A 23,079-nucleotide genomic window follows, 5' to 3' on the forward strand; every position below is an offset into this window, starting at 1 on the left:
ATCCGCTGGATTCGGAAATACTGTTCGGCAGGGTCGAACAATGAAGGGGGCTGGATGAACACGCTGGAGCTGTTGCGCACCTTTGTGCGGGTTGCCGAACTGTCGAGCTTCACCCTGGCCGGTGAGAGCCTGGGGCTGCCGCGTTCTACCGTCTCGGAACAGGTGCGCCTGCTTGAGAGGCACCTGGGCACGCGCCTGCTCAACCGCACCACGCGGCGTGTACAGGCCACCCAGGATGGCCTGCAACTGTACGAGCGTAGCAAAGACCTGCTGTCGCGAATGGACGAGCTCGAAGGGCTGTTTCGGCCAGACCCGGCCCAGTTGCACGGTCGCCTGCGCATCGACCTGCCGACGCTGATGGCACGGCGCATCATTCTGCCGGCCTTGCCGGCGTTCATGCAGCAGCACCCGGGGCTGGCGCTGGAGATCAGTTGCACCGATCGCCAGGTCGACCTGGTGCGCGAGGGCTTCGACTGCGTGCTGCGCATTGGTGCGCTCAGCGACCTTGCGCTGGTCGCCCGGCCCCTGGGCAGCCTGCGCATGGTCAACTGCGCCAGCCCTGCCTACCTGCAGCGCATGGGGGTGCCGACACGGCTGGAGGCCCTGCGCGACCACCAGTTGATCCACTACGTACAGAACCTGGGGGCGCGCTGCCCGGGGTTCGAGTACCGACAGGGCGCCACGACGCGGTATCAGGCCATGGGCGGTGCAGTCACGGTGAACAATACCGATGCCTACGAAAGCGCCTGCCTGGCCGGGTTGGGCATCATCCAGGCGCCCTTTGCCGGTGTGCGCGAGTACCTGGAGAGCGGGCAACTGGTCAGCGTGCTGGACCAGCAGGTGCCCGAGCCGATGCCGGTGTCATTGCTGTTCGCTCGGCAGGTACACCTGCCGTTGCGGGTGGCGGCGTTCATGGGGTGGCTGGAGCAGGTTCTGGCGGGGCAACTCGATCCAGTGGCAGACGCAGGCTGAACAGCGTGCCGGCCTCGCGGCTGGACACCACTTCCATGCGCCCGCCATGGGCCAGGGCAATCTGGTTGGCGATGTACAGGCCCAGCCCCAGGCCGCTTTGCGGGGTGCCGTCGAGCGGGCGCGAAAACGGCTGGAACAGTTGCGCCATCACCGCCGGGGCAATCGGCGCGCCCTGGTTGTGCACGCCCAGGGTGAACACCTGCTGCTCGATACGCGCCGATACATCTACCGGGCTGTTGGCGTCGCCATGGTTCAGGGCGTTGGCCAGCAGGTTGGAGAGCAGCTGGGTGATCCGCTCGCGGTCGCAGCACATGCCGCTGAGGTCATCGATATGCAGGCGTATCACCCGCTGCGGGTAGACCCGTTGCAGCTCGGAGGCCACCTGACGCAGGGCGGTGTCCAGGTCGGGGCAGGGCTGGATGTTCACCATGATGCCGTTGCCCAGGCGCCCGCGGGCGAAGTCCAGCACATCGCGCACCAGTTCGGTGGCACGGCGTCCGGAGGCGAGGATGTGCTCGGCGATGGTTCGCGAGCGTGCATCGCCCAGGCGCTTGACCAGCAGCTCGGCGCCGGCGGTGATGGCGAACAGCGGGTTGCGCAGGTCGTGGCCGAGCACCGCGATGAACTGTTCGCGCAGCTCGGCGATGGCCAGCTCCTTCTTCAGCGCCGCCTCGGTCTGCTGGGCGGCTTCCTCGCTCTCGATCTGGATCGTCAACAGCCGCGCGAAGGACTCCATCATCGGCTGGATGGCACTGCCGGTGAGGGCGGCCGGGGCCGGATCGAGCGCGCAGATGGTGCCGAAAAAGCTGCCGTTGGTACGGAACACCGGCACCGAGATATAGCTTTCGAAGCGGTACAGGCGCGGGGTGGGGTGGTGGCAGTAGCGGGCGTCCTCGCTGGCCTTGTCGATCACGATGGTCTGGTGGCTGCCGCGAATCTCGTGGCATAGCGTGGTGGCCACGTCCAGCTCGCCGCCCACTCCCAGGCCAAAGCCCAGGTTGTCGAGCACGGCGCAGGCGGTCCAGTTGTTCTCGGTGACACGGGCCACGGCCGCAAAGCGCATGCCGGTGGTTTCGCAGATCACCTGGAGGATGGCCGGCACGGCGTTGATCCGCGCAATCGTGGCAAGGTCGGCGGTGATGGCAGTACTCATGGAACGTCCACGTGGCTGGCGGCAAGGTGAGGATGTCTGGCAGTTTAGCGAAAAAAAGGGTGTCAGGCGCAGGCGGGTTTTTAGTAACCTCTGCCTGTCGAGCTTCTCCGTCAGAGAGGGCCGCAGACGACCCGCCCCGCGTGCCAATTCCATTCACCCCGCATCTTCGACGATGCTTCAGTGAGGTTTGACATGCACATCACTTCCCAGGATATCTGCGCCGCGGCCGACCAGCTCAAGGGCTTCGTAGGCTTCAACCACAAGCTGGGCCGGCATATCGTGCGCTTCAGCGAAGACTCGTTCGGCATGGACGTGGCCGACGACAGCATCATCCCCAGCCATGAATTCGTGTGGCAGGCGAGCGGCGGCGAGGTGATGACCTTGCGCCGCGAACTGATCGAGGTGCTGCTGGCGCAGAATGTCGACGAGCGGTTGAACATCACCGAGCCGTTGCGGGTGTACCTGCGTCGCAACGACCTGCCGGAGATCGCGGCCCAGCGCCGCTTGCGGGCGTGACACAGGGCCGCAAGCCCTAGCTGCAGGAGCCGGCCATGCCGACGAAGGCACCGGAACGTGGTGCCTGCATTTCAGTCCGGGTAGGCCAGGCGCAGCGGCACCACCTCGCTGCGGGCCACATTGACCTTGTTGCGGCCACTCTGCTTGGCCGCATACAGCGCCTTGTCCGCCTCGTTCAGCCACACCATGGAGTCTGCGAAGCCTGGCTGGAAGCTGGCCAGGCCGATGCTCAGGCTGATGCGCAATTGCGGGAGCTGCTCGTTGCGGTACTCGTTGACCCGCTGGCGCAGGCGCTCCATGACCTGGCTGGCATGCTCCAGGCTGCACCCGGGCAGGATCACGCCGAATTCATCCCCGCCGTAGCGCCCCGGCACGTCGTCCTCGCGCAGGTTGCGCTTGAGCTCGACGCTCAGCTGGCGCAGCACGCAGTCACCCACCACATGGCCATACACATCGTTGATGGTCTTGAAGTGGTCGATGTCGATGATCGCGATCACGGCCTGGGCCGGGGCCTGCTGGCACAGCTGAAAGCGCAGTTGCAGCAGGTCTTTCCATGAGCCGTGGTTGAACAGGCCGGTGAGGCTGTCGGTGCGGCTCAGCGCACTGAGGCTGCGCTTGTGCTCGGCCAGCTTGATTGCCAGGCGGTAGCACACCCAGCCCAGCGCCAGCGGATAGAGGGTCAGCATCGGCAGGCAGGCGTACACCTGCAGGGTGCTGACGTCCAGTTGCAGGCTCGGCCCGAACAGCGCCACCGCCGCCACCATGCCCAGCCCCATGGCCAGCAGCCCTTGCACAAACAGGCGCTGACCACCGGCGGCGACGTTGTTCATGCCCATCATGGCCAGGATGGTGACGCTGATCAGCGGGTTGAACTGCACGGTGCCGGCCCAGAAGCCGCCCATCAGCGAGTCGACCATCAGGTTGCGCTGTTCGGCGCGATAGGGGGCTTGCGAGCGCAGGCCGAGCTGGTAGGCCAGGTGCGGCCAGCCCAGCCCGTTGAACACCAGCAGCGCTACGACCCAGTACGGCAGCTGCAGGGGCAGCACGCCGGAGAGCACGCTGAACAGGCCGATACCTGAGCCGATGATACGCGGCAGGTAAATTCTTCTGACAAATGATAGTCCCTTGCCGTTGCTGATTTGAGTCATGATTTGCCGATCTGCCTGACGCCGTTCATCGCATAATTTGCGTGAATATTGTTGAACAAAGCCGGGCTTTTCAAGAATGGCCTTGCAGGCCATTTCACAGTTGGTACGGGCAATGGGCATGCACCTGAAACGGTTAGTCGGAGTATTTGCATTCATGGCTTCCCTTACAGCACAAGCCACCGAAACCCCCGCGCAGCCGTCGCTGCAGCAGGATGGGCGGTACCGCAACCAGGCCCAGTTGCCCCGCGACGGGGTGCTGAAAAAACTGCGCATCGGTTTCAAGTTCCTGTTTCTGAGCAAGCCGGCCGACACCCGGCCAACCCTGCCGATACCGGTGCACCCCCTGAGCCAGGCCCAGGTGCTGGCCGCGCCGGACCGCAGCCTGTGGCGCCTGGGCCATTCAACGGTGCTGCTCAAGCTGCGCGATCGTTTCTTCATCACCGACCCGGTGTTCGCCGAGCGCGCCTCGCCGGTGCAGTGGGCCGGCCCGCAGCGCTTTCACCAGCCGCCGCTGGCGCTGGAGCAACTGCCGCCGATCACGGCGGTGATACTGTCCCACGACCATTACGACCATCTGGATGAACGGGCGGTGCTGGCCCTGGCCGAGCGCACCGAGGTGTTCCTTGCCCCGCTTGGGGTGGGCGACACCCTGGTCGGTTGGGGCGTGCCTGCGGCCAAGGTGCGCCAGCTCGACTGGTGGCAGGCCACGGAGGTTGCGGGCATCCAGTTCGTCGCCACCCCGGCGCAGCACTTCTCCGGGCGCGGGCTGTTCGACAGCAACCGCACCCTGTGGGCGTCATGGGTGGTGCTCGATGAGGACCTGCGCCTGTTCTTCAGCGGCGATACGGGCTATTTCGAGGGCTTCAGGCAGATCGGCGAACGCTATGGGCCATTCGACGTGACCCTGATGGAAACCGGCGCCTACAACGTCAACTGGCCCAATGTGCACATGCAGCCCGAGCAGAGCCTGCAGGCGCACCTGGACCTGCGCGGGCGCTGGTTGCTGCCGATCCACAACGGCACCTTCGACCTGTCCACCCACGCCTGGCATGAACCCTTCGACCGCATCATGGCCCTGGCGGCCAACGCGCGGGTAGCGCTGAGCACCCCGCAGATGGGGGAGCGGGTCAGCCTGGTGCAACCGCAGCGGGGTACCGCGTGGTGGCTTCCACTGGAGCAACAGCAGGCCCAGGCGGGCGTGTTGGCCTCCGGGCAGCGCTAAGGTGCGTCGCTAGGGTCGCGCCGGCCGGGCAAGGGGCGCTCGCGGCCCTTGCTCAGGGTTTCATCGGGCAGGCCGGCGTCGCTGCGAATCTGCGCATGGCTGATCAGCGCGAAGATGAAGCTGCCGCCCACGATGTTGCCCGCCAGGGTCGGCGCGGCAAAGTGCAGCCAGAACTGCTGCCAGCTCACTTCCCCGGCCCACACCAGGTACGACACCTCGACCGAGCCAACCACGATATGGGTGAAGTCACCCAGCGCCATGAGATAGGTGATCAGCAGGATGATCCAGATCTTGGCGTTCTCCATCGACGGGATCATCCACACCATGGTCGCGATCATCCAGCCCGAGATGATGCCCTTGGCAAACATCTGGCCCACCTCGTTTTCCATGACCTTGCGCCCCACTTCAAGAAAGGCGAGATCGGTCTTGGTGTCGAAGATCGGCAGGTGCAGCATCACGTATGACACCAGCACGGTGCCCACCAGATTGCCGAACAGCACCACGCCCCACAGGCGCAACAGGCGCCCCACATTGTTGAACGTGGGTTTGGTCATCACCGGCAGCACGGCGGTCAGGGTATTTTCGGTAAACAGTTGCTGGCGCGCGAGAATCACCGCCAGAAAGCCCGCCGAATAGCCCAGGCTGGCGATCACCTGGCTGCTGTCGCCCTCGGGCAGGCGGGAATAGAACAGCCCCATCGCCATCAGCGACAGGCCCATGCTCAAGCCGGCCGCCAGTGCCGACCACCACAGCGCCGCGATGGTGCGCTGCAGTTCCTTGTCGCCCTGGGCGCGGATGATCTCGTGGAGCACAGCGGCACGTGGCGGCTGGTTGTGGCTGACCTCCTGCTCTTCGTCCGCTGACAGGCCCGGGGTCTTGCCGCTTTTCTGCTCGTTCATGGGGGAGGTTTCCGTGGGGGGCTCTGAGTAAAGATCCGCCGCCGTTCAATTAGTTGCCTAGTGCCGCAGGCTTTGTCGGCATAATTCACCCCTCTTGAATAGCGGACGTTTTTCCCATGAAACATGGATGTTGCGTCGCACTGCTGGCCGCGCAGGCCTTGACCGCAGCCATGCCCGCCCAGGCGGGCTTGGGCAGCGACGTGTTCACCGGTACCCTGGGTACCCAGTCGATCGTGCTGGAGCTCGACCGCGCCGTGCCCGAGGATGTCAGCGGGCGTTACTTCTACGTGAAGCATCACCACGACCTGCAGCTCACCGGCAGCATCCAGGGCACGCGGATTCAACTGGTGGAGGGGCATGAGCCGGCCCCGGAGGCAGGCATCGACTCGCTGCCAACACTCGCGCTGTGGCCGGCTGCCCAGGGCGGCCTGCAAGGTGAGTGGCAAAGCCCCCAGGGCAAACGCCTGCCGATCACGCTGCTGCCGGCACGACTGCCGCAGGTACCGTCGGGTGCCGATCCGTTCCTGGCCCGCCAGTACACCGACTCACCCTATGAATACCTGAGGCTGATGCAACTGCCGTTGAAGCCGGGCGAGCTTGAACACTTTCAAGGCTACCCGCTGCGCTGGCTGAGCGAGCCGTCCTCGGGGATAAGCCTGTTCGTGATCGAGGACGGTTACCCTGCGCAGCAGCTCACACGCCTCAACCAGTTGCTGCGCGCGCGCCTGTCCAGTGATGTGGTGGCCTACCACCAGTGCATGCTGCTGGGGCGCCCTGGCGGGTACTACCGGCAGACGGTGACGCCGCGGTTCATGAGCAATGCGCTGCTCAGTGTCAGCATCGTGCAGGACTACAGCTGCGACGGCACGCCGATGCTGCCCACCGATGCGCCGCTCAACCTGGCGGTGGAGTCGGGCAAGGAGCTGACCCTGGACGATGTGCTGTGGGTGGGCGAGGGCAAGCCGTTTCACTACGAGTACCAGCCTGGCCCCAACCCCGAGCAGTTCGCCACCGTGAGTTTCGGTGCCTATGTGGACTACCGCTCGCGCACCTTTGCGCCGTGGTTGCTGGAGCAGCTCAAGCAGCTTTATCCGCAGCACATGTTGGGCGAGGTGGGCGAGGACGGCTGCGATTACGCACAGGCGCAGGTGTGGCAGATGCCCACATGGCGCTTTACCCCCGAAGGCATCCAGTTCGACCCGGTGTTCGACAGCGTGCAGCGCCATTGTCGTGGGGTGGGCTGGGCGGTGCTGCCGTATCGGATAGTGAGGCAGCATGCAGGTGGAGTGGCGCTCGAACTGCCGGAGTGAGGGCGTTCAACTATGTAGCACCGCTGCAGCCGGCAGCGACTTCAAGCTCTCTGCTCCGCCACTTCAAGCAGAGAGCAGCCCATGACTATCGGTTCCACCTACAACCATCCCGCTGATGTTGCGACCCCCTTGGCGGGTAATGCCGAAGGCTGGTCGGCGCGGTTCCCCAACCCGCCCGATCTGTGTTTCGACTACCGCAGGTTGCTCGAGCAGGTCGGTGGTATCGCCCAAGCCCGTCGCGCCGAGCACCGCATTTGCATCATCGGTGCCGGCGTTACCGGTTTGACTGCCGCCCGCGAGCTGCTGCGTTGCGGCTTCCAGCACATCACCCTGATCGAAAAGTCGCAACGGATCGGCGGTCGGCACATGACCATCGTCGACCCTGGCCCAGGCGACAGGGAGCCTTCGACGCCGTTCGAAATGGGCGCCATGCGCATGCCGTTGTTCAATCGCAGTGGCGAAGCGCCGAAAGAGGGGCGCTCGTTGATGGCGTACTACGCCAGTCAGTTCGATCTGCGCTTGTCCGATTTTCCCAACCCGGGTACGCCTGCCGTACGCTCGACAGGCATCTACCTGCGTGAAGGCCTGCTGGACGGCGAGGGCGAGCCGACGCTGTTGATCTGGGACAACGCTGACGGCCGGACACCGCCACCTACGGCCACCTTGCAACAGGTACATGAAAAGTGGCGGGTGTTTGCCGACCGGATGACCGAAACCGTGGCGCAAGCCTATGGCGGCGAGCAGTGGGAAGACCTGTGGGCCGCCATTGTTGAACGCTATCAGGCAATGTCGTTTCGGGACCTGGTCAGGTTGCCGGCAATTGATGTGTGGAACCCCGAAACGCCCGGCGACTTCGGCGGTCTGGGCATGAGCGCGGCAGAGTCCGCGTTGTTCTATGCCATCGGTATCGGCGACGGCAGCTGGGGGGCTTTCTATGATGTCTGCAGCCTTTATCCGCTGCGAACGGCGATCTTCGGCTTCAGCAGCCACCTGCAGCTGGTGCATGGCCGCGTGGACGAGCAGGGTAACCCGCTGGACGCGCCGCTGGTTGCCAATCAGCCTGTATACGACAGCAGAGGTCTGCCGTTCGCGTCACCTACCTACCTGGGGCTGGCCGCTCTGGATGAATGCCTGTTGTTCATGCCGGTGGCGCCAACCGGTGCATCTCCCTACCAGCACCTCAGTGCCCTGCCCAACGGGCTGCTTACCGACAGCCCGGTTACTGGCCTGCGCAAGCTGGCGAACCAGCAGATTCGCGTGCAGTACCAGTGGCATGCCAGCGACCTACAATCGAGCACGTTGCAGAGCGAGGACTTCGACGCAGTGATCGTCACCTTGCCTTCCTGGCTGATCGAGACATCGGTGCGTCTTGAAGGCTTCACTGCGGCAATGCTGCCTCAGCAGATCATCGATGCATACAAGACGGCGCACTGGGAAACCAGCTGCAAGGTGTATGCGCCATTGCAGAAAAGTTTTTTGCAACGTAATCAGGCCATCCCGCAAATTCTCGTTACTGACAGCTTTATCCACGATGTTTATGCCTATCGCTACAACGACCGCTATGCCAGCGACTGCATCCTGCTCAGCTACACCTGGGAGGACGACGCGACCAAGCTGGCCGCGTTCAGCGATGAGCAACTGGTGGAAAAGTGCGTGCAGGAGCTGGACCGGATCCTGTTGCGGTGCAGCAATGTGCAGGCACCGCTATCGCCGTATGTCGATACCCGCAATGCGCGGGTGCAGCGTTGGGTCACCGACCGCAATGCTCTGGGCTGCGCCAGGCTCTACCGGGCCGGCACCTACTACGATGCGTTGAGCCTGATGCGATACAGCCGTGAGCATGCCCGTCACAGCGGGTTGTACCTGGCAGGCGAGTCGTTCTCGGTGGATGCAGGCTGGACCGAGCCCTGCCTGCGTACCGCGATCGATGCCGTGATCAACCTGTGCAACGACACCGGGGCGCTGTTCAACGGCGGTTTCAGCATGGCGGTCTATCCGCACTATCGCATTCAGCCCCAGGCGTCCCGGTAGGCCTTTCCTACAGGCGCAGAGCGGCCTTGCAGCATTGTCGGAAGGGGCCGACTTGTCCCTCTTGAGGGTTGTTTTGTCCACTGGAAAGCCTCCAAACGACAACTCGAACAACAAAAAGGACACTCCCATGCCTGCACCCTCTGTCCCGGTCAGCCCCGTGCGTATTGCCGTGATCCAGTTCGACCCTCAGGTCGGGCTGGACCAGTGCGACAACAACTTGTGCAAAGGTCTGCAGCTCGCCGAAGAGGCGGTGCATGACGGCGCCAACCTGATCGTGCTGCCCGAGCTTGCCAACACCGGCTACACCTTCGAGACCCGAGCAGAAGCCTATGCGCATGCCGAAACCCTCGATGAAGGTCCCAGCATCAAGACCTGGCGCGCCTTCGCCCGGGAGCATCAGGTGTACCTGGTGGCAGGATTTGCCGAGCGCGATGGCCTCAAGCTGTATGACAGCGCGGTGCTGTTCGGCCCCGACGGCCTGCTGGGGCATTACCGCAAGGCACACCTGTGGAACCAGGAAAAGCTCTGGTTCAGCCCCGGTGATCTGGGCTTTCCGGTGTTTGAAACCCCGATCGGCCGGATCGGCCTGATGATCTGCTGGGACGTATGGTTTCCCGAGGTGCCACGCCTGCTTGCGTTGCAGGGTGCAGACATCATCTGCAGCCTGAACAACTGGGTGTGGACACCGCCCCCGCTGTTCGATGCCAGCGGCAGGTGCATGGCCTCGTACCTCACCATCACTGCGGCCCACGTCAACAATGTCTACATTGCCGCCGCCAACCGCATCGGCAGCGAGCGTGGCGGGCGTTTTCTGGGGTGTTCGCTGATCGCGGGCACCAATGGCTGGCCGTTGGGCAAGGTGGGGGGCGCCGAGGACGAGTGCATCCTGTATGCCGATGTCGACCTCAGCACTGCACGCAGCGCGCCGGTCTGGAACAGCCTGAATGACCTGCCACGGGACCGTCGCACCGATTGCTATGGCGCGATGCTGGGTTATGACCAGCATCCAGCGCTGCCGCGCTGAGGAGTCGCCATGGACAAGTCAATCGACAAGGTGGAGGCGGGCTTTCTGCCTTTGCTGCTGATGTGCGTGTGCGTGTCGCTGGGCACCGGGGTGTTCATCGAGGTCATCAGCGGGCGTGCGGCATCCTGGGTCGGGGTATGGCCCGACTACGCGCACATGGTCGCCAACCTGCACGAGCCGCTGGCGCGGTTGCGCTGGATCGTCGGCGATATCAGCGAGGTAGCGTTCTACAAGCATGAGCTGCCGGCGATCGGGTTGCTGCTGGGCGCCGCGCTGGCCCATTGGGCGCACCGCACGGGCCGGGCATGGCAGGGCTTTGCGATCTGCTATGGCACCGGGTTGTGGCCCTGGCTGGTGACCAGTTCGCTGCTGGGGCTGGTGTTCAGCCATGTGCTGTGGGGCTGGACGCTCAACGCCAGCACCTGGCAACCCACCTTCGTCGCGTTCGTCTCGCTGCCGGCGGCGATGGTGCTGCTGTTCGGCGGCGGCTGGAAGGTCGCGATCAATGGCGCGTTGCTGGGGGCACTGCTGGTGACGCCAGCAAGCCTGCTGCTGGTCAATTACCTGTGCTACCCACTGGGCTTGCCGGTGGTGATCGGCAATGTTGGCGGCATGGCCGTGGCGAGTGTGCTGGCGTTCATGCTGTGCCGGCGGTTTGCAGGCCTGGTGCGCTCGACGCCGCCTGTCGATGCGCCGCCACCGGCACCGGTCGTCGAGAGAGCGACACCGCACCACGGCGTTGGCTGGACGCTGCGACGGGTGCTGGCCGACTTCAGCGAGGCGCCGTTCTTCGGCAATGAGCTGGCCAGCCTGGGCTTGTTGCTCGGCGTGCTGGCGGCCTACCTGCTGTCGCCGGCCGGGCCGGCCTACGGCTCCCAGCTGGTGCTGGAGATGGTGGGCGGGCAGGCGCTGGCGTCGCTGATCGGCGTGCTGTTGTGGCGCAGGCAATGGATGCAGAGGGGGTGGTACCCGACCTACATCCCGATCGTGTCCGTGGTGCCGGCGGCGGTGCTGACATTGGGTGGCACGTGGGAGGTGGTGGTGCTCAGCGCCGGCCTGGGCGCGGTGATGGCACCGCCATTGGCGGTCGCAATCAGCCAGCGCCTGCCCAGCCATCTGCATGGGTACATTGGCAATGTGCTGTCGATGGCTGCCTGCACGCTGATGATCCTGCCATTTGTGGGGTGGCTGACGGGCGCCGGGTAAGCGCTGAAGGGCGGGGTGATGTAGTGTTACGGCAGGATCCCGCCTTGAGGCTATGCCATGACAGCTTTTGTACAGCCTTTGAACGATAAGGAAATGACCCGTCTTGATGGTTTTCTGCTCAAGTACGGTAACGATGAAGCCATCCTCACGCTCTCGGAGCTGGATGGCTTTCTGGTGGCGCTGGCCAGTTCGCCCGTGTTGTTGACGCCCAACGAATGGCTGCCCGAAGTGACCGGCGGCAGAGCGCCGCGGTTCAAGAAGCCGGCCGAGGCCGAGGCGTTTTCGGCATTGTTGATGCGCTACATGAACAACGTGGCGGGCGAGCTCAGTGAGGCGTGTGATGCCTTCGAGCCGTTGTTTCTCGAAGACGAGTCCGAGCCTGATCCGCAGGTGGTGGTCGAGGAGTGGTGCTTCGGCTACTTGCGGGGTGTGCAGGTAGCGCGCTGGCCGGCGCTGCCGCCGGTGCAGGTACGGCACCTGGAGGCGATTGCGCTGCATGGGCTGGACGAGAACATCGAAAAAGTCGAGGCGTTGCAGCCGCAGGAGCATGCGGCTTCGGTCGAGGCCGTCGTGATCGGTTTGCGGGCGTTGTATCGGTTTTTCGATTCGCAGCGCGGGTAGCCATCGCGCGACCCTCTGATTTGCCGACGCCATCGCGGGTCAAGCCCGCTCCCACAAAGTGTTTGCGCCCTCCTGTGGGAGCGGGCTTGCCCCGCGATGGGCTGTCTGCCAACCCTAATCTTGTTGTAATTCCAGGTAATCAATGACACTGCATGTACTGTTCGTGTGTACTCAGAACCGCTTGCGCAGCCCCACGGCTGAACAGGTGTTTGCCGACTGGCCGGGGGTGGAGACGGCCTCTGCCGGTGTGGGCAATGATGCGGACGTGCCGGTGGGCAACGAGTTGCTGGCGTGGGCAGACCTGGTGATCGTGATGGAGCAGGCGCACCGCAAGAAACTGTCGGCGCGATTCCGCTCGGTGCTGGGCGACAAGCGTATCGTTTGCCTGGGCATCCCGGACGACTATGGGTTCATGGCGCCGGAGTTGGTTGAACTGTTGAAGGCCAGGGTGCCGCAGTTTTTGCCGGATCAACTGTAGTAGTGCGCAAGGTCTGCTGGCCTCTTCGCCAGCAAGGCTGGCTCCTACCGGGTTCCAGCGTGACCCTGGCTGACTGACGCCAGCAGGCGCAGCGACCAACAGCATGCGAAAACCTCTGAAAAAAACCAGGCACAAAAAAGGCCGCCTTGCGGCAGCCTCTTTTTGCAGCATCCACGCGCGGGAAATCAATCCCAGCTCAACGCGCCGCCAGTCTGATACTCGATAACCCGCGTCTCGAAGAAGTTCTTCTCTTTCTTCAAGTCCATGATTTCGCTCATCCATGGGAACGGGTTGGTGGTACCTGGGTACTCTTCCTTCAGGCCGATCTGCGACAGGCGACGGTTGGCGATGAACTTGAGGTAGTCCTCCATCATCGCCGCGTTCATGCCCAGCACGCCGCGTGGCATGGTGTCGCGTGCGTATTCGATTTCCAGCTGAGTACCCTGCAGGATCATCTGCGAGGCCTCTTCCTTCATCTCGGCATCCCACAGGTGCGGGTTTTCGATCTTGATCTGGTTGATCACGTCGATACCGAAGTTCAGGTGCATCGACTCGTCACGCAGGATGTACTGGAACTGCTCGGCAACGCCGGTCATCTTGTTGCGACGACCCATCGACAGGATCTGGGTGAAGCCGCAGTAGAAGAAGATGCCTTCGAGTACGCAGTAGTAGGCGATCAGGTTGCGCAGCAGCTCCTTGTCGGTCTCGACGGTGCCGGTGTCGAACTCCGGGTCCGAGATGGCACGGGTGTAGCGCAGGCCCCAGGCGGCCTTTTTCGCGACCGAAGGGATCTCGTGGTACATGTTGAAGATCTCGCCTTCATCCATGCCCAGCGATTCGATGCAGTACTGGTACGCGTGGGTGTGGATCGCCTCTTCGAACGCCTGGCGCAGGATGTACTGGCGGCACTCGGGGTTGGTGATCAAGCGGTACACGGCCAGTGCCAGGTTGTTGGCAACCAGCGAGTCGGCGGTGGAGAAGAAGCCCAGGTTGCGCATGACGATGCGACGCTCGTCGTCGGTCAGGCCTTCGGGGGTCTTCCACAGGGCGATGTCCGCGGTCATGTTGACCTCTTGCGGCATCCAGTGGTTGGCACAGCCATCCAGGTACTTCTGCCAGGCCCAGTCGTACTTGAACGGTACCAGCTGGTTGAGGTCGGCGCGGCAGTTGATCATGCGCTTCTCGTCGACCGCTACACGGGCAGCAGAGCCTTCCAGCTCGGCCAGGCCTTCGGCGATGTCGAGATCGTCCAGGGCCGCCTTGGCGCGCTTGACCGCGTCGGAGTCGGCGGCGGTCACTGCACGGGCTTCCTGCGCGGCCACACCGCCAGCGCTGTCGAGCTTGTCGATGCCCGCTTCAGCCACCTGAGAGGCGGTTTGACCTTTGGCGGCGACTTCGCCGTCTTCGTTTTCGAATTCGTCCCAGCTCAGCATGATGGGTCTCCTGCTTGAGGGCCATGAAAGAGTATGGCCGGTTGGATCTAGGGTTGCGCTGCTCGCGGTTAAGGTGTGCACGCAAAATCTTGGAATGCTTCCGGGGGCGCAGCCCCTCGGGGAGGGCGGGGTGACCCGCACCTGGGTGTTCGGCGATAGAGGCCGGTGGTTGTGCCGACCTCTTCGCTGGCAAGGCCAGCGCCTACAGGGTAGGCGCAAGGCGCCGCTTGCAAGCGGCGCCTTCAGGCCTTACTGGCAGGCTTCGCAGTCTGGCTCGTCGATCGCGCAGGCTTTTGGCACCGGGGCAGGGCCGGCTGGCGCTGCCGCCTGGACCGGGGCGCTGTCGCCACCGCTGGACACGGCGTTGAGCTTGCCGGTGCTGATGGTCGACTTCTCGGTGCTGGTGGCGGCCAGGGCACGGAGGTAGTAGGTGGTTTTCAGGCCACGGTACCAGGCCATGCGGTAGGTCACGTCCAGCTTCTTGCCCGAAGCGCCGGCAATGTACAGGTTCAGCGACTGGGCCTGGTCGATCCACTTCTGGCGACGGCTGGCTGCATCGACGATCCATTTGGTCTCGACTTCGAACGCGGTGGCGTACAGGTCCTTGAGCTCCTGCGGAATACGCTCGATCTGCTGCACCGAACCATCGTAGTACTTCAGGTCGTTGATCATGACCGAGTCCCACAGGCCGCGGGCCTTCAGGTCGTGGACCAGGTACGGGTTGATCACGGTGAACTCGCCCGACAGGTTCGATTTCACGTACAGGTTCTGGTAGGTCGGCTCGATCGACTGCGAAACGCCGGTGATGTTGGCGATGGTCGCGGTCGGTGCGATGGCCATGATGTTCGAGTTGCGAATGCCTTTCTGCACACGGGCACGTACCGGTGCCCAGTCCAGGCTCTCGTTCAGGTCGACATCGATGTACTGCTGGCCACGTTGCTCGATCAGGATCTGTTGCGAGTCCAGCGGCAGGATGCCCTTGGACCACAGCGAACCCTGGAACGTCTCGTAGGCGCCACGCTCATCGGCCAGGTCGCAGGAGGCCTGAATCGCGTAGTAGCTGACCGCTTCCATCGACTTGTCGGCGAACTCGACCGCAGCGTCCGAACCGTACGGGATGTGCTGCAGGTACAGTGCGTCCTGGAAGCCCATGATGCCCAGGCCCACAGGGCGGTGCTTGAGGTTCGAGTTGCGCGCCTGCGGCACGGAGTAGTAGTTGATGTCGATCACGTTGTCGAGCATGCGCACGGCAGTGTTCACGGTGCGTTGCAGCTTGGCGGTGTCCAGCTTGCCGTCGACGATGTGGTTCGGCAGGTTGATCGAGCCCAGGTTGCAGACCGCGATCTCGTCCTTGTTGGTGTTCAGGGTGATCTCGGTGCACAGGTTCGAGCTGTGGACCACGCCCACGTGCTGCTGCGGCGAACGCAGGTTGCACGGGTCCTTGAAGGTCAGCCACGGGTGGCCGGTCTCGAACAGCATCGACAGCATCTTGCGCCACAGGTCTTTGGCCTGGACGGTCTTGAACACCTTGATCTTGTTGTACTCGGTCAGGGCTTCGTAGTACTCGTAGCGCTCTTCGAAGGCCTTGCCGGTCAGGTCGTGCAGGTCTGGTACTTCGCTTGGCGAGAACAGGGTCCACTTGCCGTCATCGAAGACACGCTTCATGAACAGGTCGGGGATCCAGTTGGCGGTGTTCATGTCGTGGGTACGACGACGGTCATCACCGGTGTTCTTGCGCAGCTCGATGAATTCTTCGATATCCAGGTGCCAGGTTTCCAGGTAGGCACAGACCGCGCCCTTGCGCTTGCCGCCCTGGTTGACCGCAACAGCGGTGTCGTTGACCACCTTGAGGAAGGGCACGACGCCCTGGGACTTGCCGTTGGTGCCCTTGATGTAGGAGCCCAGTGCACGCACAGGGGTCCAGTCGTTGCCCAGGCCACCGGCGAATTTCGACAGCATGGCGTTGTCGTGGATCGCGTGGTAGATGCCCGACAGATCGTCCGGCACGGTGGTCAGGTAGCAGCTCGACAGCTGCGGACGCAGGGTGCCGGCGTTGAACAGGGTCGGGGTCGAGGCCATGTAGTCGAACGACGACAACAGGTTGTAGAACTCGATCGCACGGGCTTCCTTGTCTTTCTCTTCCAGCGCCAGGCCCATGGCCACGCGCATGAAGAACACCTGTGGCAGCTCGAAGCGCACGCCATCCTTGTGGATGAAGTAGCGGTCGTAGAGGGTCTGCAGGCCCAGGTAGGTGAACTGCTGGTCGCGCTCGTGGTTGATCGCCTTGCCCAGACGCTCCAGGTCGAAGTCGGCCAGGGCAGGGTTGAGCAGTTCGAACTGCACGCCCTTGGCCACGTAGGCAGGCAGCGCCTTGGCGTACAGCTCGGCCATTTCGTGGTGGGTGGCGCTGTCGGCCACTTCGAGGAAGCTCAGGCCTTCGGCACGCAGGGTGTCCATCAGCAGGCGGGCAGTGACGAACGAGTAGTTCGGCTCGCGCTCTACCAGGGTACGGGCGGTCATCACCAGGGCGGTGTTGACGTCCTTGATGGCCACGCCGTCGTACAGGTTCTTCAGGGTTTCGCGCTGGATCAGCTCGCCATCGACTTCGGCCAGGCCTTCGCAGGCCTCGGTGATGATGGTGTTCAGGCGGTTCATGTCCAGCGGCGCGAAGCTGCCGTCGGCCAGGCTGATGCGGATGCTCGGGTGCGGCTGTACCGAGGCGTCGGCCGGAGTGCGGGTGGCACGCTCCTTGGCACGCTGGTCACGGTAGATCACGTAGTCACGGGCGACTTTCTGCTCGCCGGCGCGCATCAGGGCCAGTTCGACCTGGTCCTGGATCTCTTCGATATGGATGGTGCCGCCCGAAGGCATGCGACGCTTGAAGGTGGCGGTGACCTGCTCGGTCAGGCGGGCGACGGTGTCGTGGATGCGCGACGAGGCGGCAGCGGTGCCGCCTTCAACTGCGAGGAACGCTTTGGTGATGGCCACGGTGATCTTGTCGTCGGTGTAGGCGACGACAGTGCCGTTACGCTTGATCACGCGCAGTTGGCCGGGGGCGGTGGCAGCCAGATCCTGGTTCGAATCAGCGGCCTGCGGCGCCAGCGCCTGCGGGTTCTCGCGAGTTGTGTCGGTTTGCATGGGTGTCTCCACGTTCTCTATGTTTGTTCAGATGCCTTTTGGGCACCTACCGTTCCGTCCGAAAGCTCGCCAACTTGCCCACCGGCGCATGCGCGCCTGGCCGGGCAGGGTCTACCGACTTCGGGACAGATCAGGAAAAAAAGGGGCAATCGCTTGCCGCTCCCTGGCCGAAGTCAAAGGTTCTGGGCCACGGCCCAAAAACTGTTGCTGACGGGGTTGCACTTGCAACACCCGTACCCGAAACAAGGCCCGTCGCGGGCTTGCACCGGTCGCCTTCCGCAGGAGCGGTTTGGCTGCGAATTTCAATCAAAGTTCAAGCAAAAAAAGCGCCTCTGAAGGCTTGAGTTCTCTGCTCCACTTGTGCTTGGATTTTTGTTCAAAACCCAACATGTAGTGTTTTGTCGCGCTGGGGATACAAGATAATGCGGTATCGGGGGTATTGCAAGGCAGTGGCCTGTGGATAACGTGTGGGTAGATTGTGCGTGATTATGGGCAAAGCCTTGTAGGCCGCGTCCCACCGCCATTCCACCGCTCGTCACTCTTTTTTTGCCCGGGCAAAGCGTCGCAGGGGCATTTTTGAGGGCGCGAACCCTATCACAAAAAGCGCACTTGTCCAGCGACTTTGGCGCGGCTTTTTCCGGCGCCCGGCAGTGGTAGTATCGCGGGCCAATGTTGCCCTTTATTGAAGGGCTTCACTCCAACAATAAAAAGCCCAGCCGAGGTGATCCGTGCAGCAGCCCAACAGTCAGGTGTTGATCGTCGAGGATGACGAGCGTCTAGCCGAGCTGACCCGTGACTACCTGCAAGCCAATGGCTTCGACGTGGCGGTGGAGGGCGATGGGGCGAAGGCGGCGGCGCGCATCGTGGCCGAGCAGCCAGACCTGGTGATCCTCGACCTGATGCTGCCCGGCGAGGACGGCCTGAGCATCTGCCGCAAGGTGCGCACGCAGTACAACGGGGTCATCCTGATGCTCACCGCGCGCAGCGAGGACCTGGACCAGGTGCAGGGCCTGGACCTGGGCGCCGACGATTACGTGTGCAAGCCGGTGCGCCCGCGCCTGTTGCTGGCGCGGATCAACGCCTTGCTGCGTCGCACCGAGGTGCCGGCCACCACGGGCGAGCGCCAGAGCCTGCAGTTCGGCCCGCTGCGGGTGGACAACACCCTGCGCGAAGCCTGGCTTGGCGACAACGGCATCGAGCTGACCGCTGCCGAGTTCGACCTGCTGTGGCTGCTGGTGAGCAACGCGGGGCGCATCCTGTCCCGCGAAGAGATCTTTACCTCCCTGCGCGGGGTGGGCTATGACGGCCAGGACCGCTCCATCGATGTGCGCATCTCGCGCATCCGCCCCAAGATAGGCGACGACCCCGACCACCCGCGCATGATCAAGACGGTGCGCAGCAAAGGCTACCTGTTCGTGGGCGAGGCTGCCCAGGCGCTGGGCCTGGTTGAATGAACTCGATCTTCCTGCGCATCTACGGCGGCATGCTGGCCGCCCTGGTGCTGGTGGCGTTGCTGGGCGCGCTCAGCCTGCACCTGCTCAACGAGGTGCGTGCCGAGCAGTACCGCGAGCGCCTGGCCCACGGCACCTTTACCCTGATGGCCGACAACCTGGCCCCCATGAGCGATGTGGAGCGTACCCGGGCGCTGGCGATATGGGGGCGCCTGCTGGGCATTCCGCTGGCCCTCGCCTCGATCGATCAGGCCGCCCTCGACGGCAGCCAGCGCACCCGCCTGCAACGCGGGCATGTGCTGGTGCAGCGCACCGGCCCCCATGCGGCGCGGGTGCTGCGCCAGGTGCGCGGGCAGAACCTGTTGCTGACCGGCGAGGTGCAGCAGATCAGCGAGCAACTGGCCCGCGCCACCATCTACCTGCTGGCCGACGAACTGGTGCGCTACCCGGTGGGCGAGCAGCCGCAGCGCCTGGCCGAACTCAAGCAGAGCAAGGGGTTCGGCTTCGACCTGCGCCTGCTCAGCCTCGACCAGACCGACATGGACGGCGACCAGCGCCGTCGCGTCGACGAAGGCGACACCGTGATGGCGCTGGGCAAGGACGGCAACTCGATCCGCGTGTTCGCCGGCATGGTGGCCACGCCCTGGGTGCTGGAGATCGGGCCGCTGTATCAGATGAACCCGTATCCACCGCAGATGCTGCTGGTGATCGCGGCGCTGGGGCTGTGCCTGATCGGCCTGATCGTGTACCTGCTGGTACGCCAGCTGGAGCGGCGTCTGTCGGGCCTGGAGGCGGCAGCCACGCAGATTGCCCAGGGTAGCCTGGACGTGCGGGTGGCAGCGGACGACGCCGACTCGGTGGGGCGCCTGGCCGCGGCGTTCAACCATATGGCCGGGCACCTGCAGCAATCGCTGAACATGCAGCGCGAACTGGTGCGGGCGGTGTCCCATGAGCTGCGCACCCCGGTGGCGCGCCTGCGCTTTGGCCTGGAGATGGTCGAGAACGCCAGCAGCGAGCACGCCCGCGAGAAATACCTGCTGGGCATGGACAACGACATTCAGGACCTCGACCGACTGGTCGACGAGATGCTCACCTACGCACGTCTTGAGCAAGGGGCGCCGGCCCTGAACTTCCAGCGTATCGACCTGGACGCCTTGCTCGACCAGGTGATTGCCGAACTGGCGCCGCTGCGCCGCGAGGTGCGGGTGCTGCGCGGGCCGTGCCAGGGCGGCGAGCAGGGGGCGTGGGTCGAGGCCGAGCCGCGCTACCTGCACCGCGCCCTGCAGAACCTGGTGAGCAATGCGATGCGCCACGCCGAGTCGCAGGTCAGCCTGAGCTATCAACTGGGCGCCCAGCGCTGTCGCATCGACGTCGAGGACGATGGGCCGGGGGTGCCACAAAGCGCCTGGTCGCGCATCTTCACGCCCTTTACCCGCCTGGACGACAGCCGTACCCGCGCCTCTGGCGGGCACGGGCTGGGCTTGTCGATCGTGCGGCGGATCATCTACTGGCATGCCGGGCGCGCCCTGATCGGCAAGAGCGAGCGCCTGGGTGGTGCCTGCTTCAGCCTGAGCTGGCCACGCGCGCATGACGCGGAGCAGGCGCAGGAGGACGGCCTTGAGGCTCGCTGAGCTGTTGCGCCCCGACGCCTTCGATGCCCTGCTGCTGGGGCTGTACGGCCCCGAGCTGATGCCGGCGCAACGGCCGGTGCTGGTGTCGCAATGGTCCAAGTACTACTTCGCCGTGCTGTGGCGTGCGGCCCTGGTCGGGCGCGCCCCGTTGCAGGTTCAGGCGCTGGCGGTGACGCTGGATGGGCGCGGCCTGCCAACCGACCTGTCGACGTCCGCGGCGGTGGGCGGTGTGGTGGCGGTACTGGAACGGCACCTGCCAGCCATCGTCGAGCAACTGGCCGTGCTGGGCAGCGTGCCGGCGGCGGTGTTGTGGGGCAATGCCGGTGACTGCCTGGAGCAGATTGCAGGTGAGCGGCCCGAGGTCCAGCGGTTGCTGGATACGCCCGGCAACCCGCTGTACGGCGCGGTGCGCTACACCCCTGACGGGCGGCGGGTCAGGCGCACCTGTTGCCTGAGCTACAAGGTCGAGTGGGTTGGGCGCTGCGCGCAGTGCCCGCTGTAAGCCTGCGGCTCACACGCTGACCAGGCTCAGCAGCTGATCGCCCTGCAGGCTGAACTGCCCCTGGATTTCCCGGCCGTGGCACCACAGCGGCGACAGGTCGGTGAGCAGGCGCAGGCGGGCGTGGCCATCGGCGGACCATTCCAGCAGTTCGGCGTGCTCGAAATAGAAGCGCTTGTGCACGATGGGGTACAGCGCCTTGAACAGGCTTTCCTTGAGGGAGAAGGTCAGCGTGGTGGTCAGGCTCAGCTGGCTGCGGTCCATGCGCTGCAGCTCATCGGCAGTGAGGATTTCGCCCATCAGGCGTTCGGCGCGTTCGGTCTCCAGCAGGTTTTCCTGGTCCAGGCCCAGGCCCTGGCAGTCGCTGCTGCGGGCCACCACGGCGGCCGCCCAGCCCTTGCCGTGGGTGATCGAGCCGCTGATGCCGGCCGGCCATAGGGGGGCGCGGTCGTCGCCGGTGGCGGGCAGGTAGTCGCGCCCGTCCAGGCGCTGCAGGGCGGCGCGGGCGCACACGCGGCCGGCCAGGTACTCGGCCTGGCGCTTGGCCACCGAGCGTTGCAGGCTGGGGGTGGGTTCGATGGCGGCGCGCCGGAAGTCATCGGCGGCGAGGTTGGCCGGGTCGAAGGCGCAGCTGACCAGCACCGCACCGGGGATCGGGTGGGGCAGGGGCCAGTGGTGCTGGAGCGGGGCGCAGCAGTGCGGGAGTCGATTCATGGGCGCTATTGTGCCGTGGCCCACGAGCCTTCGCCAGCAACGCTGGCACCTACAGGTTCACGCGGCCTGCCGCAGGAGCCAGCGTTGCCGCCAGGCGGGCTTCAGTCAAACACCTTCTTCAAGAACACCTGCAGGTCTGCCCACGAGCTTTCATCGGCGGCCTTGTCATAGCCGATATCCGGCCCGCCGTGCTCGCCGTGGCTCAGGCGGTCGGCATCCGGGTTGGTGAAGCCATGCTTGGCACCCGGGATGCTCACGAACTTCAGGTCGGCGCCGGCTGCCTCCATCTCCTTCCTGAACGCAGCCACCTGCTCGGGCGTGACCATGCTGTCGCTGGCGCCATGCTCCACCAGCAACGGCGCCTTCACACTGCCGCTGGTTGCCGGCGTGGCCGTCACCAGCGCTCCGTGAAAGCTCGCCACCCCCGCCAGCGGCTCACTGCGCCGCGCAGCGTCCAGCACCACCTTGCCGCCGAAGCAGTAGCCGATGGCGGCGATCTTGTCGGGGTTGGTCTGCGGCTGGATCTTCAGCAACTCGACCCCGGCATCGAAGCGTGTTGCCGCCGTCTTCGGGTTTTTCAGGGCCGCCGCCATGAACGCCTGCGCATCGGCCGGGTGCTCGGTGTTCTTGCCGTCGCCATACATGTCGATGGCCAGCGCGCTGTAGCCCAGCCCGGCCAGGTCGCGGGCGCGGCGCTTGGCATAGTCGTTCAGCCCCCACCATTCGTGCACCACCACCACCCCGGGACGTTCGCCCTTCACGGCGTCGTCATAGGCGTAGTAGCCCACCAGGCGCTTGCCGTCGGCGTCCTGGTAGTCGATCTGGCGGGTTTGCACCGCAGCCTGGGCCAGGCCAGTGGCGCCGATCAGGGCAAGTGCGAGCAGGTAACGCATGGTCAGTCTCCTTTTTTCCGTTGATGCCCGCTCGTTCAGCCGGGGTTCAGCCAGCATTCAGCGGCGGTTCAGGGCGCCCTGCTTACTCTAGCTCCCACACAAACACCGCGCATCACTCTGGAGTACACACTCATGAAAAGCCTCAATACCGTACTGATCGCCATCACCATGCTGGGTGCCAGCTCCCTGGTACAGGCTGCTGACACCACCTTCGCCGGCCTCACCTACGGCCAGACCAGCGACAAGATCAAGAAGTCCGGCCTGCTCAGCAGCAACACCGACCACCTCAACACCGACGGCATCATCAGCAAGGACGGCACCTGGGGTGCGCGCATTGGTCAGCAGAACGACCAGGGCCGCTACTACCTCACCTATGACAACGTCTCCAACAACCACAGCGGCCTGAAAATGCGCCAGGAAAACCTGCTGGGCAGCTACGACGTGTTCTATCCGCTGGGTAGCAGCACCAAGGCATTCGGCGGTGCGAGCCTGGGCGTGACCAAGCTCAGCCAGGAATCCTCCGGCTACAGCCGCGACACCGACACCGGCTACGCCTACGGCCTGCAGGCCGGCGTACTGCAACAGGTCAGCAGCAATGCTTCGGTCGAGCTGGGCTACCGCTACCTGCGCAGCAACGCCACCACCGAACTGTCCGAGCACGACGGCGACAAGCTCGGTGCCCTGCGCCTGAAAAGCAGCGCGCAAACCTACCTGTCGGCCAACTACCTGTTCTGAACCCC

The 23,079-nt window shown here is 64.4% G+C and carries 20 protein-coding genes and 1 pseudogene; 14 read left to right on the forward strand and 7 right to left on the reverse strand.

The window, feature by feature from the left end; translation table 11 throughout:
* Positions 1-54 precede the first annotated feature (54 nt).
* On the forward strand, positions 55-972 hold the full coding sequence (locus FW760_RS10185) for a LysR family transcriptional regulator (RefSeq protein ID WP_116052146.1): 918 nt from the start codon (positions 55-57) through the stop codon (positions 970-972).
* On the opposite strand, the gene FW760_RS10190 is transcribed toward FW760_RS10185, so the two are convergent.
* Positions 911-2,125: a GAF domain-containing sensor histidine kinase gene (locus FW760_RS10190; protein WP_043862593.1), complete on the reverse strand. Its 1,215-nt coding sequence runs from the start codon at positions 2,123-2,125 to the stop codon at positions 911-913. The two genes, FW760_RS10185 and FW760_RS10190, sit on opposite strands and share 62 nt — an antisense overlap.
* A 192-nt stretch (positions 2,126-2,317) precedes the next feature.
* Here FW760_RS10190 and FW760_RS10195 point away from each other — a divergent pair, with 192 nt between their 5' ends.
* Entirely contained in the window at positions 2,318-2,641 is a 324-nt protein-coding gene (locus tag FW760_RS10195) for a DUF2025 family protein (protein WP_043862592.1), read from the forward strand.
* A 71-nt stretch (positions 2,642-2,712) separates the two neighbouring features.
* Here the strand turns inward: FW760_RS10195 and FW760_RS10200 are convergent, their stop codons facing one another.
* Positions 2,713-3,789: a diguanylate cyclase gene (locus FW760_RS10200; protein WP_116052145.1), complete on the reverse strand. Its 1,077-nt coding sequence runs from the start codon at positions 3,787-3,789 to the stop codon at positions 2,713-2,715.
* A 154-nt stretch (positions 3,790-3,943) separates the two neighbouring features.
* On the opposite strand from FW760_RS10200, the gene FW760_RS10205 reads away from it, so the two are divergent.
* Positions 3,944-5,011 (forward strand): MBL fold metallo-hydrolase, encoded by a 1,068-nt coding sequence (locus FW760_RS10205; RefSeq protein ID WP_116052144.1) that lies wholly within the window; start codon positions 3,944-3,946, stop codon positions 5,009-5,011.
* Here the strand turns inward: FW760_RS10205 and FW760_RS10210 are convergent.
* Positions 5,008-5,910, reverse strand: coding sequence for a formate/nitrite transporter family protein (locus FW760_RS10210; RefSeq protein ID WP_043862589.1), 903 nt, complete (start codon positions 5,908-5,910; stop codon positions 5,008-5,010). The genes FW760_RS10205 and FW760_RS10210 overlap by 4 nt on opposite strands.
* A 116-nt stretch (positions 5,911-6,026) precedes the next feature.
* Here FW760_RS10210 and FW760_RS10215 point away from each other — a divergent pair, with 116 nt between their 5' ends.
* From FW760_RS10215 to FW760_RS10240, 6 genes are all read left to right on the forward strand, one after another.
* The gene (locus FW760_RS10215; protein WP_147303841.1) at positions 6,027-7,220 is read left to right on the forward strand and encodes a hypothetical protein; all 1,194 of its coding nucleotides are present in this window, start codon (positions 6,027-6,029) and stop codon (positions 7,218-7,220) included.
* 81 nt (positions 7,221-7,301) lie between these two features.
* Positions 7,302-9,251, forward strand: a complete 1,950-nt coding sequence (locus FW760_RS10220; RefSeq protein ID WP_116052142.1) for a flavin monoamine oxidase family protein — start codon at positions 7,302-7,304, stop codon at positions 9,249-9,251.
* 127 nt (positions 9,252-9,378) lie between these two features.
* Positions 9,379-10,275: a nitrilase family protein gene (locus FW760_RS10225; protein WP_054914714.1), complete on the forward strand. Its 897-nt coding sequence runs from the start codon at positions 9,379-9,381 to the stop codon at positions 10,273-10,275.
* Positions 10,276-10,284: 9 nt separating this feature from the next.
* Entirely contained in the window at positions 10,285-11,481 is a 1,197-nt protein-coding gene (locus FW760_RS10230; protein ID WP_434547945.1) for a hypothetical protein, read from the forward strand.
* A 57-nt stretch (positions 11,482-11,538) separates the two neighbouring features.
* Complete coding sequence (locus FW760_RS10235; protein WP_116052140.1) at positions 11,539-12,102, forward strand: UPF0149 family protein; 564 nt, start codon at positions 11,539-11,541, stop codon at positions 12,100-12,102.
* A gap of 142 nt (positions 12,103-12,244) precedes the next feature.
* Entirely contained in the window at positions 12,245-12,580 is a 336-nt protein-coding gene (locus tag FW760_RS10240) for a low molecular weight protein tyrosine phosphatase family protein (protein WP_043862584.1), read from the forward strand.
* Between the two features lie 185 nt (positions 12,581-12,765).
* On the opposite strand, the gene FW760_RS10245 is transcribed toward FW760_RS10240, so the two are convergent.
* Together FW760_RS10245 and FW760_RS10250 are read right to left on the reverse strand one after the other, a co-directional pair.
* Positions 12,766-14,013, reverse strand: a complete 1,248-nt coding sequence (locus FW760_RS10245; RefSeq protein WP_043862583.1) for a ribonucleotide-diphosphate reductase subunit beta — start codon at positions 14,011-14,013, stop codon at positions 12,766-12,768.
* A gap of 249 nt (positions 14,014-14,262) precedes the next feature.
* Positions 14,263-17,151 carry a ribonucleoside-diphosphate reductase subunit alpha gene (locus FW760_RS10250; protein WP_043862582.1) on the reverse strand — a complete coding sequence of 963 codons (2,889 nt, stop codon included), beginning with the start codon at positions 17,149-17,151 and terminating at the stop codon, positions 14,263-14,265.
* 728 nt (positions 17,152-17,879) lie between these two features.
* Here FW760_RS10250 and FW760_RS10255 point away from each other — a divergent pair.
* The 4 genes and pseudogenes from FW760_RS10255 (at position 17,880) to FW760_RS10270 (ending at position 20,735) form a co-directional block, all read left to right on the forward strand.
* Positions 17,880-18,605 carry a response regulator transcription factor gene (locus FW760_RS10255; protein ID WP_054914711.1) on the forward strand — a complete coding sequence of 242 codons (726 nt, stop codon included), beginning with the start codon at positions 17,880-17,882 and terminating at the stop codon, positions 18,603-18,605.
* A complete protein-coding gene (locus FW760_RS10260) occupies positions 18,602-20,233 on the forward strand; it encodes an ATP-binding protein (RefSeq protein ID WP_054914710.1) in 1,632 nt (543 codons plus the stop codon). Before FW760_RS10255 ends, FW760_RS10260 begins: the two co-directional genes overlap by 4 nt.
* Positions 20,226-20,343 (forward strand): annotated as a pseudogene (locus FW760_RS10265) (siderophore-iron reductase FhuF); the annotation flags it as partial. The gene FW760_RS10260 and the pseudogene FW760_RS10265, both read left to right, overlap by 8 nt.
* Before the next feature lie 2 nt (positions 20,344-20,345).
* A complete protein-coding gene (locus FW760_RS10270; RefSeq protein ID WP_446443787.1) occupies positions 20,346-20,735 on the forward strand; it encodes a (2Fe-2S)-binding protein in 390 nt (129 codons plus the stop codon).
* Between the two features lie 9 nt (positions 20,736-20,744).
* Here FW760_RS10270 and FW760_RS10275 read toward each other — a convergent pair whose 3' ends face one another.
* Positions 20,745-21,446 carry a 4'-phosphopantetheinyl transferase family protein gene (locus FW760_RS10275; protein WP_315405865.1) on the reverse strand — a complete coding sequence of 234 codons (702 nt, stop codon included), beginning with the start codon at positions 21,444-21,446 and terminating at the stop codon, positions 20,745-20,747.
* Between the two features lie 101 nt (positions 21,447-21,547).
* A complete protein-coding gene (locus tag FW760_RS10280) occupies positions 21,548-22,339 on the reverse strand; it encodes a dienelactone hydrolase family protein (RefSeq protein ID WP_100633638.1) in 792 nt (263 codons plus the stop codon).
* Between the two features lie 132 nt (positions 22,340-22,471).
* On the opposite strand from FW760_RS10280, the gene FW760_RS10285 reads away from it, so the two are divergent.
* Entirely contained in the window at positions 22,472-23,074 is a 603-nt protein-coding gene (locus FW760_RS10285) for a membrane protein (RefSeq protein WP_043862576.1), read from the forward strand.
* The last annotated feature ends 5 nt before the right edge of the window (positions 23,075-23,079 follow it).

It is taken from the genome of Pseudomonas sp. 1176_21, from assembly GCF_052850635.1.

Excerpts from the sequence above, each read along its gene's own strand:
- FW760_RS10185 (WP_116052146.1), top strand. The coding sequence starts at position 55 with ATGAACACGCTGGAGCTGTTGCGCACCTTTGTGCGGGTTGCCGAACTG.
- FW760_RS10190 (WP_043862593.1), bottom strand. The coding sequence starts at position 2,125 with ATGAGTACTGCCATCACCGCCGACCTTGCCACGATTGCGCGGATCAAC.
- FW760_RS10195 (WP_043862592.1), top strand. The coding sequence starts at position 2,318 with ATGCACATCACTTCCCAGGATATCTGCGCCGCGGCCGACCAGCTCAAG.
- FW760_RS10200 (WP_116052145.1), bottom strand. The coding sequence starts at position 3,789 with ATGACTCAAATCAGCAACGGCAAGGGACTATCATTTGTCAGAAGAATT.
- FW760_RS10205 (WP_116052144.1), top strand. The coding sequence starts at position 3,944 with ATGGCTTCCCTTACAGCACAAGCCACCGAAACCCCCGCGCAGCCGTCG.
- FW760_RS10210 (WP_043862589.1), bottom strand. The coding sequence starts at position 5,910 with ATGAACGAGCAGAAAAGCGGCAAGACCCCGGGCCTGTCAGCGGACGAA.
- FW760_RS10215 (WP_147303841.1), top strand. The coding sequence starts at position 6,027 with ATGAAACATGGATGTTGCGTCGCACTGCTGGCCGCGCAGGCCTTGACC.
- FW760_RS10220 (WP_116052142.1), top strand. The coding sequence starts at position 7,302 with ATGACTATCGGTTCCACCTACAACCATCCCGCTGATGTTGCGACCCCC.
- FW760_RS10225 (WP_054914714.1), top strand. The coding sequence starts at position 9,379 with ATGCCTGCACCCTCTGTCCCGGTCAGCCCCGTGCGTATTGCCGTGATC.
- FW760_RS10230 (WP_434547945.1), top strand. The coding sequence starts at position 10,285 with ATGGACAAGTCAATCGACAAGGTGGAGGCGGGCTTTCTGCCTTTGCTG.
- FW760_RS10235 (WP_116052140.1), top strand. The coding sequence starts at position 11,539 with ATGACAGCTTTTGTACAGCCTTTGAACGATAAGGAAATGACCCGTCTT.
- FW760_RS10240 (WP_043862584.1), top strand. The coding sequence starts at position 12,245 with ATGACACTGCATGTACTGTTCGTGTGTACTCAGAACCGCTTGCGCAGC.
- FW760_RS10245 (WP_043862583.1), bottom strand. The coding sequence starts at position 14,013 with ATGCTGAGCTGGGACGAATTCGAAAACGAAGACGGCGAAGTCGCCGCC.
- FW760_RS10250 (WP_043862582.1), bottom strand. The coding sequence starts at position 17,151 with ATGCAAACCGACACAACTCGCGAGAACCCGCAGGCGCTGGCGCCGCAG.
- FW760_RS10260 (WP_054914710.1), top strand. The coding sequence starts at position 18,602 with ATGAACTCGATCTTCCTGCGCATCTACGGCGGCATGCTGGCCGCCCTG.
- FW760_RS10275 (WP_315405865.1), bottom strand. The coding sequence starts at position 21,446 with ATGAATCGACTCCCGCACTGCTGCGCCCCGCTCCAGCACCACTGGCCC.
- FW760_RS10280 (WP_100633638.1), bottom strand. The coding sequence starts at position 22,339 with ATGCGTTACCTGCTCGCACTTGCCCTGATCGGCGCCACTGGCCTGGCC.
- FW760_RS10285 (WP_043862576.1), top strand. The coding sequence starts at position 22,472 with ATGAAAAGCCTCAATACCGTACTGATCGCCATCACCATGCTGGGTGCC.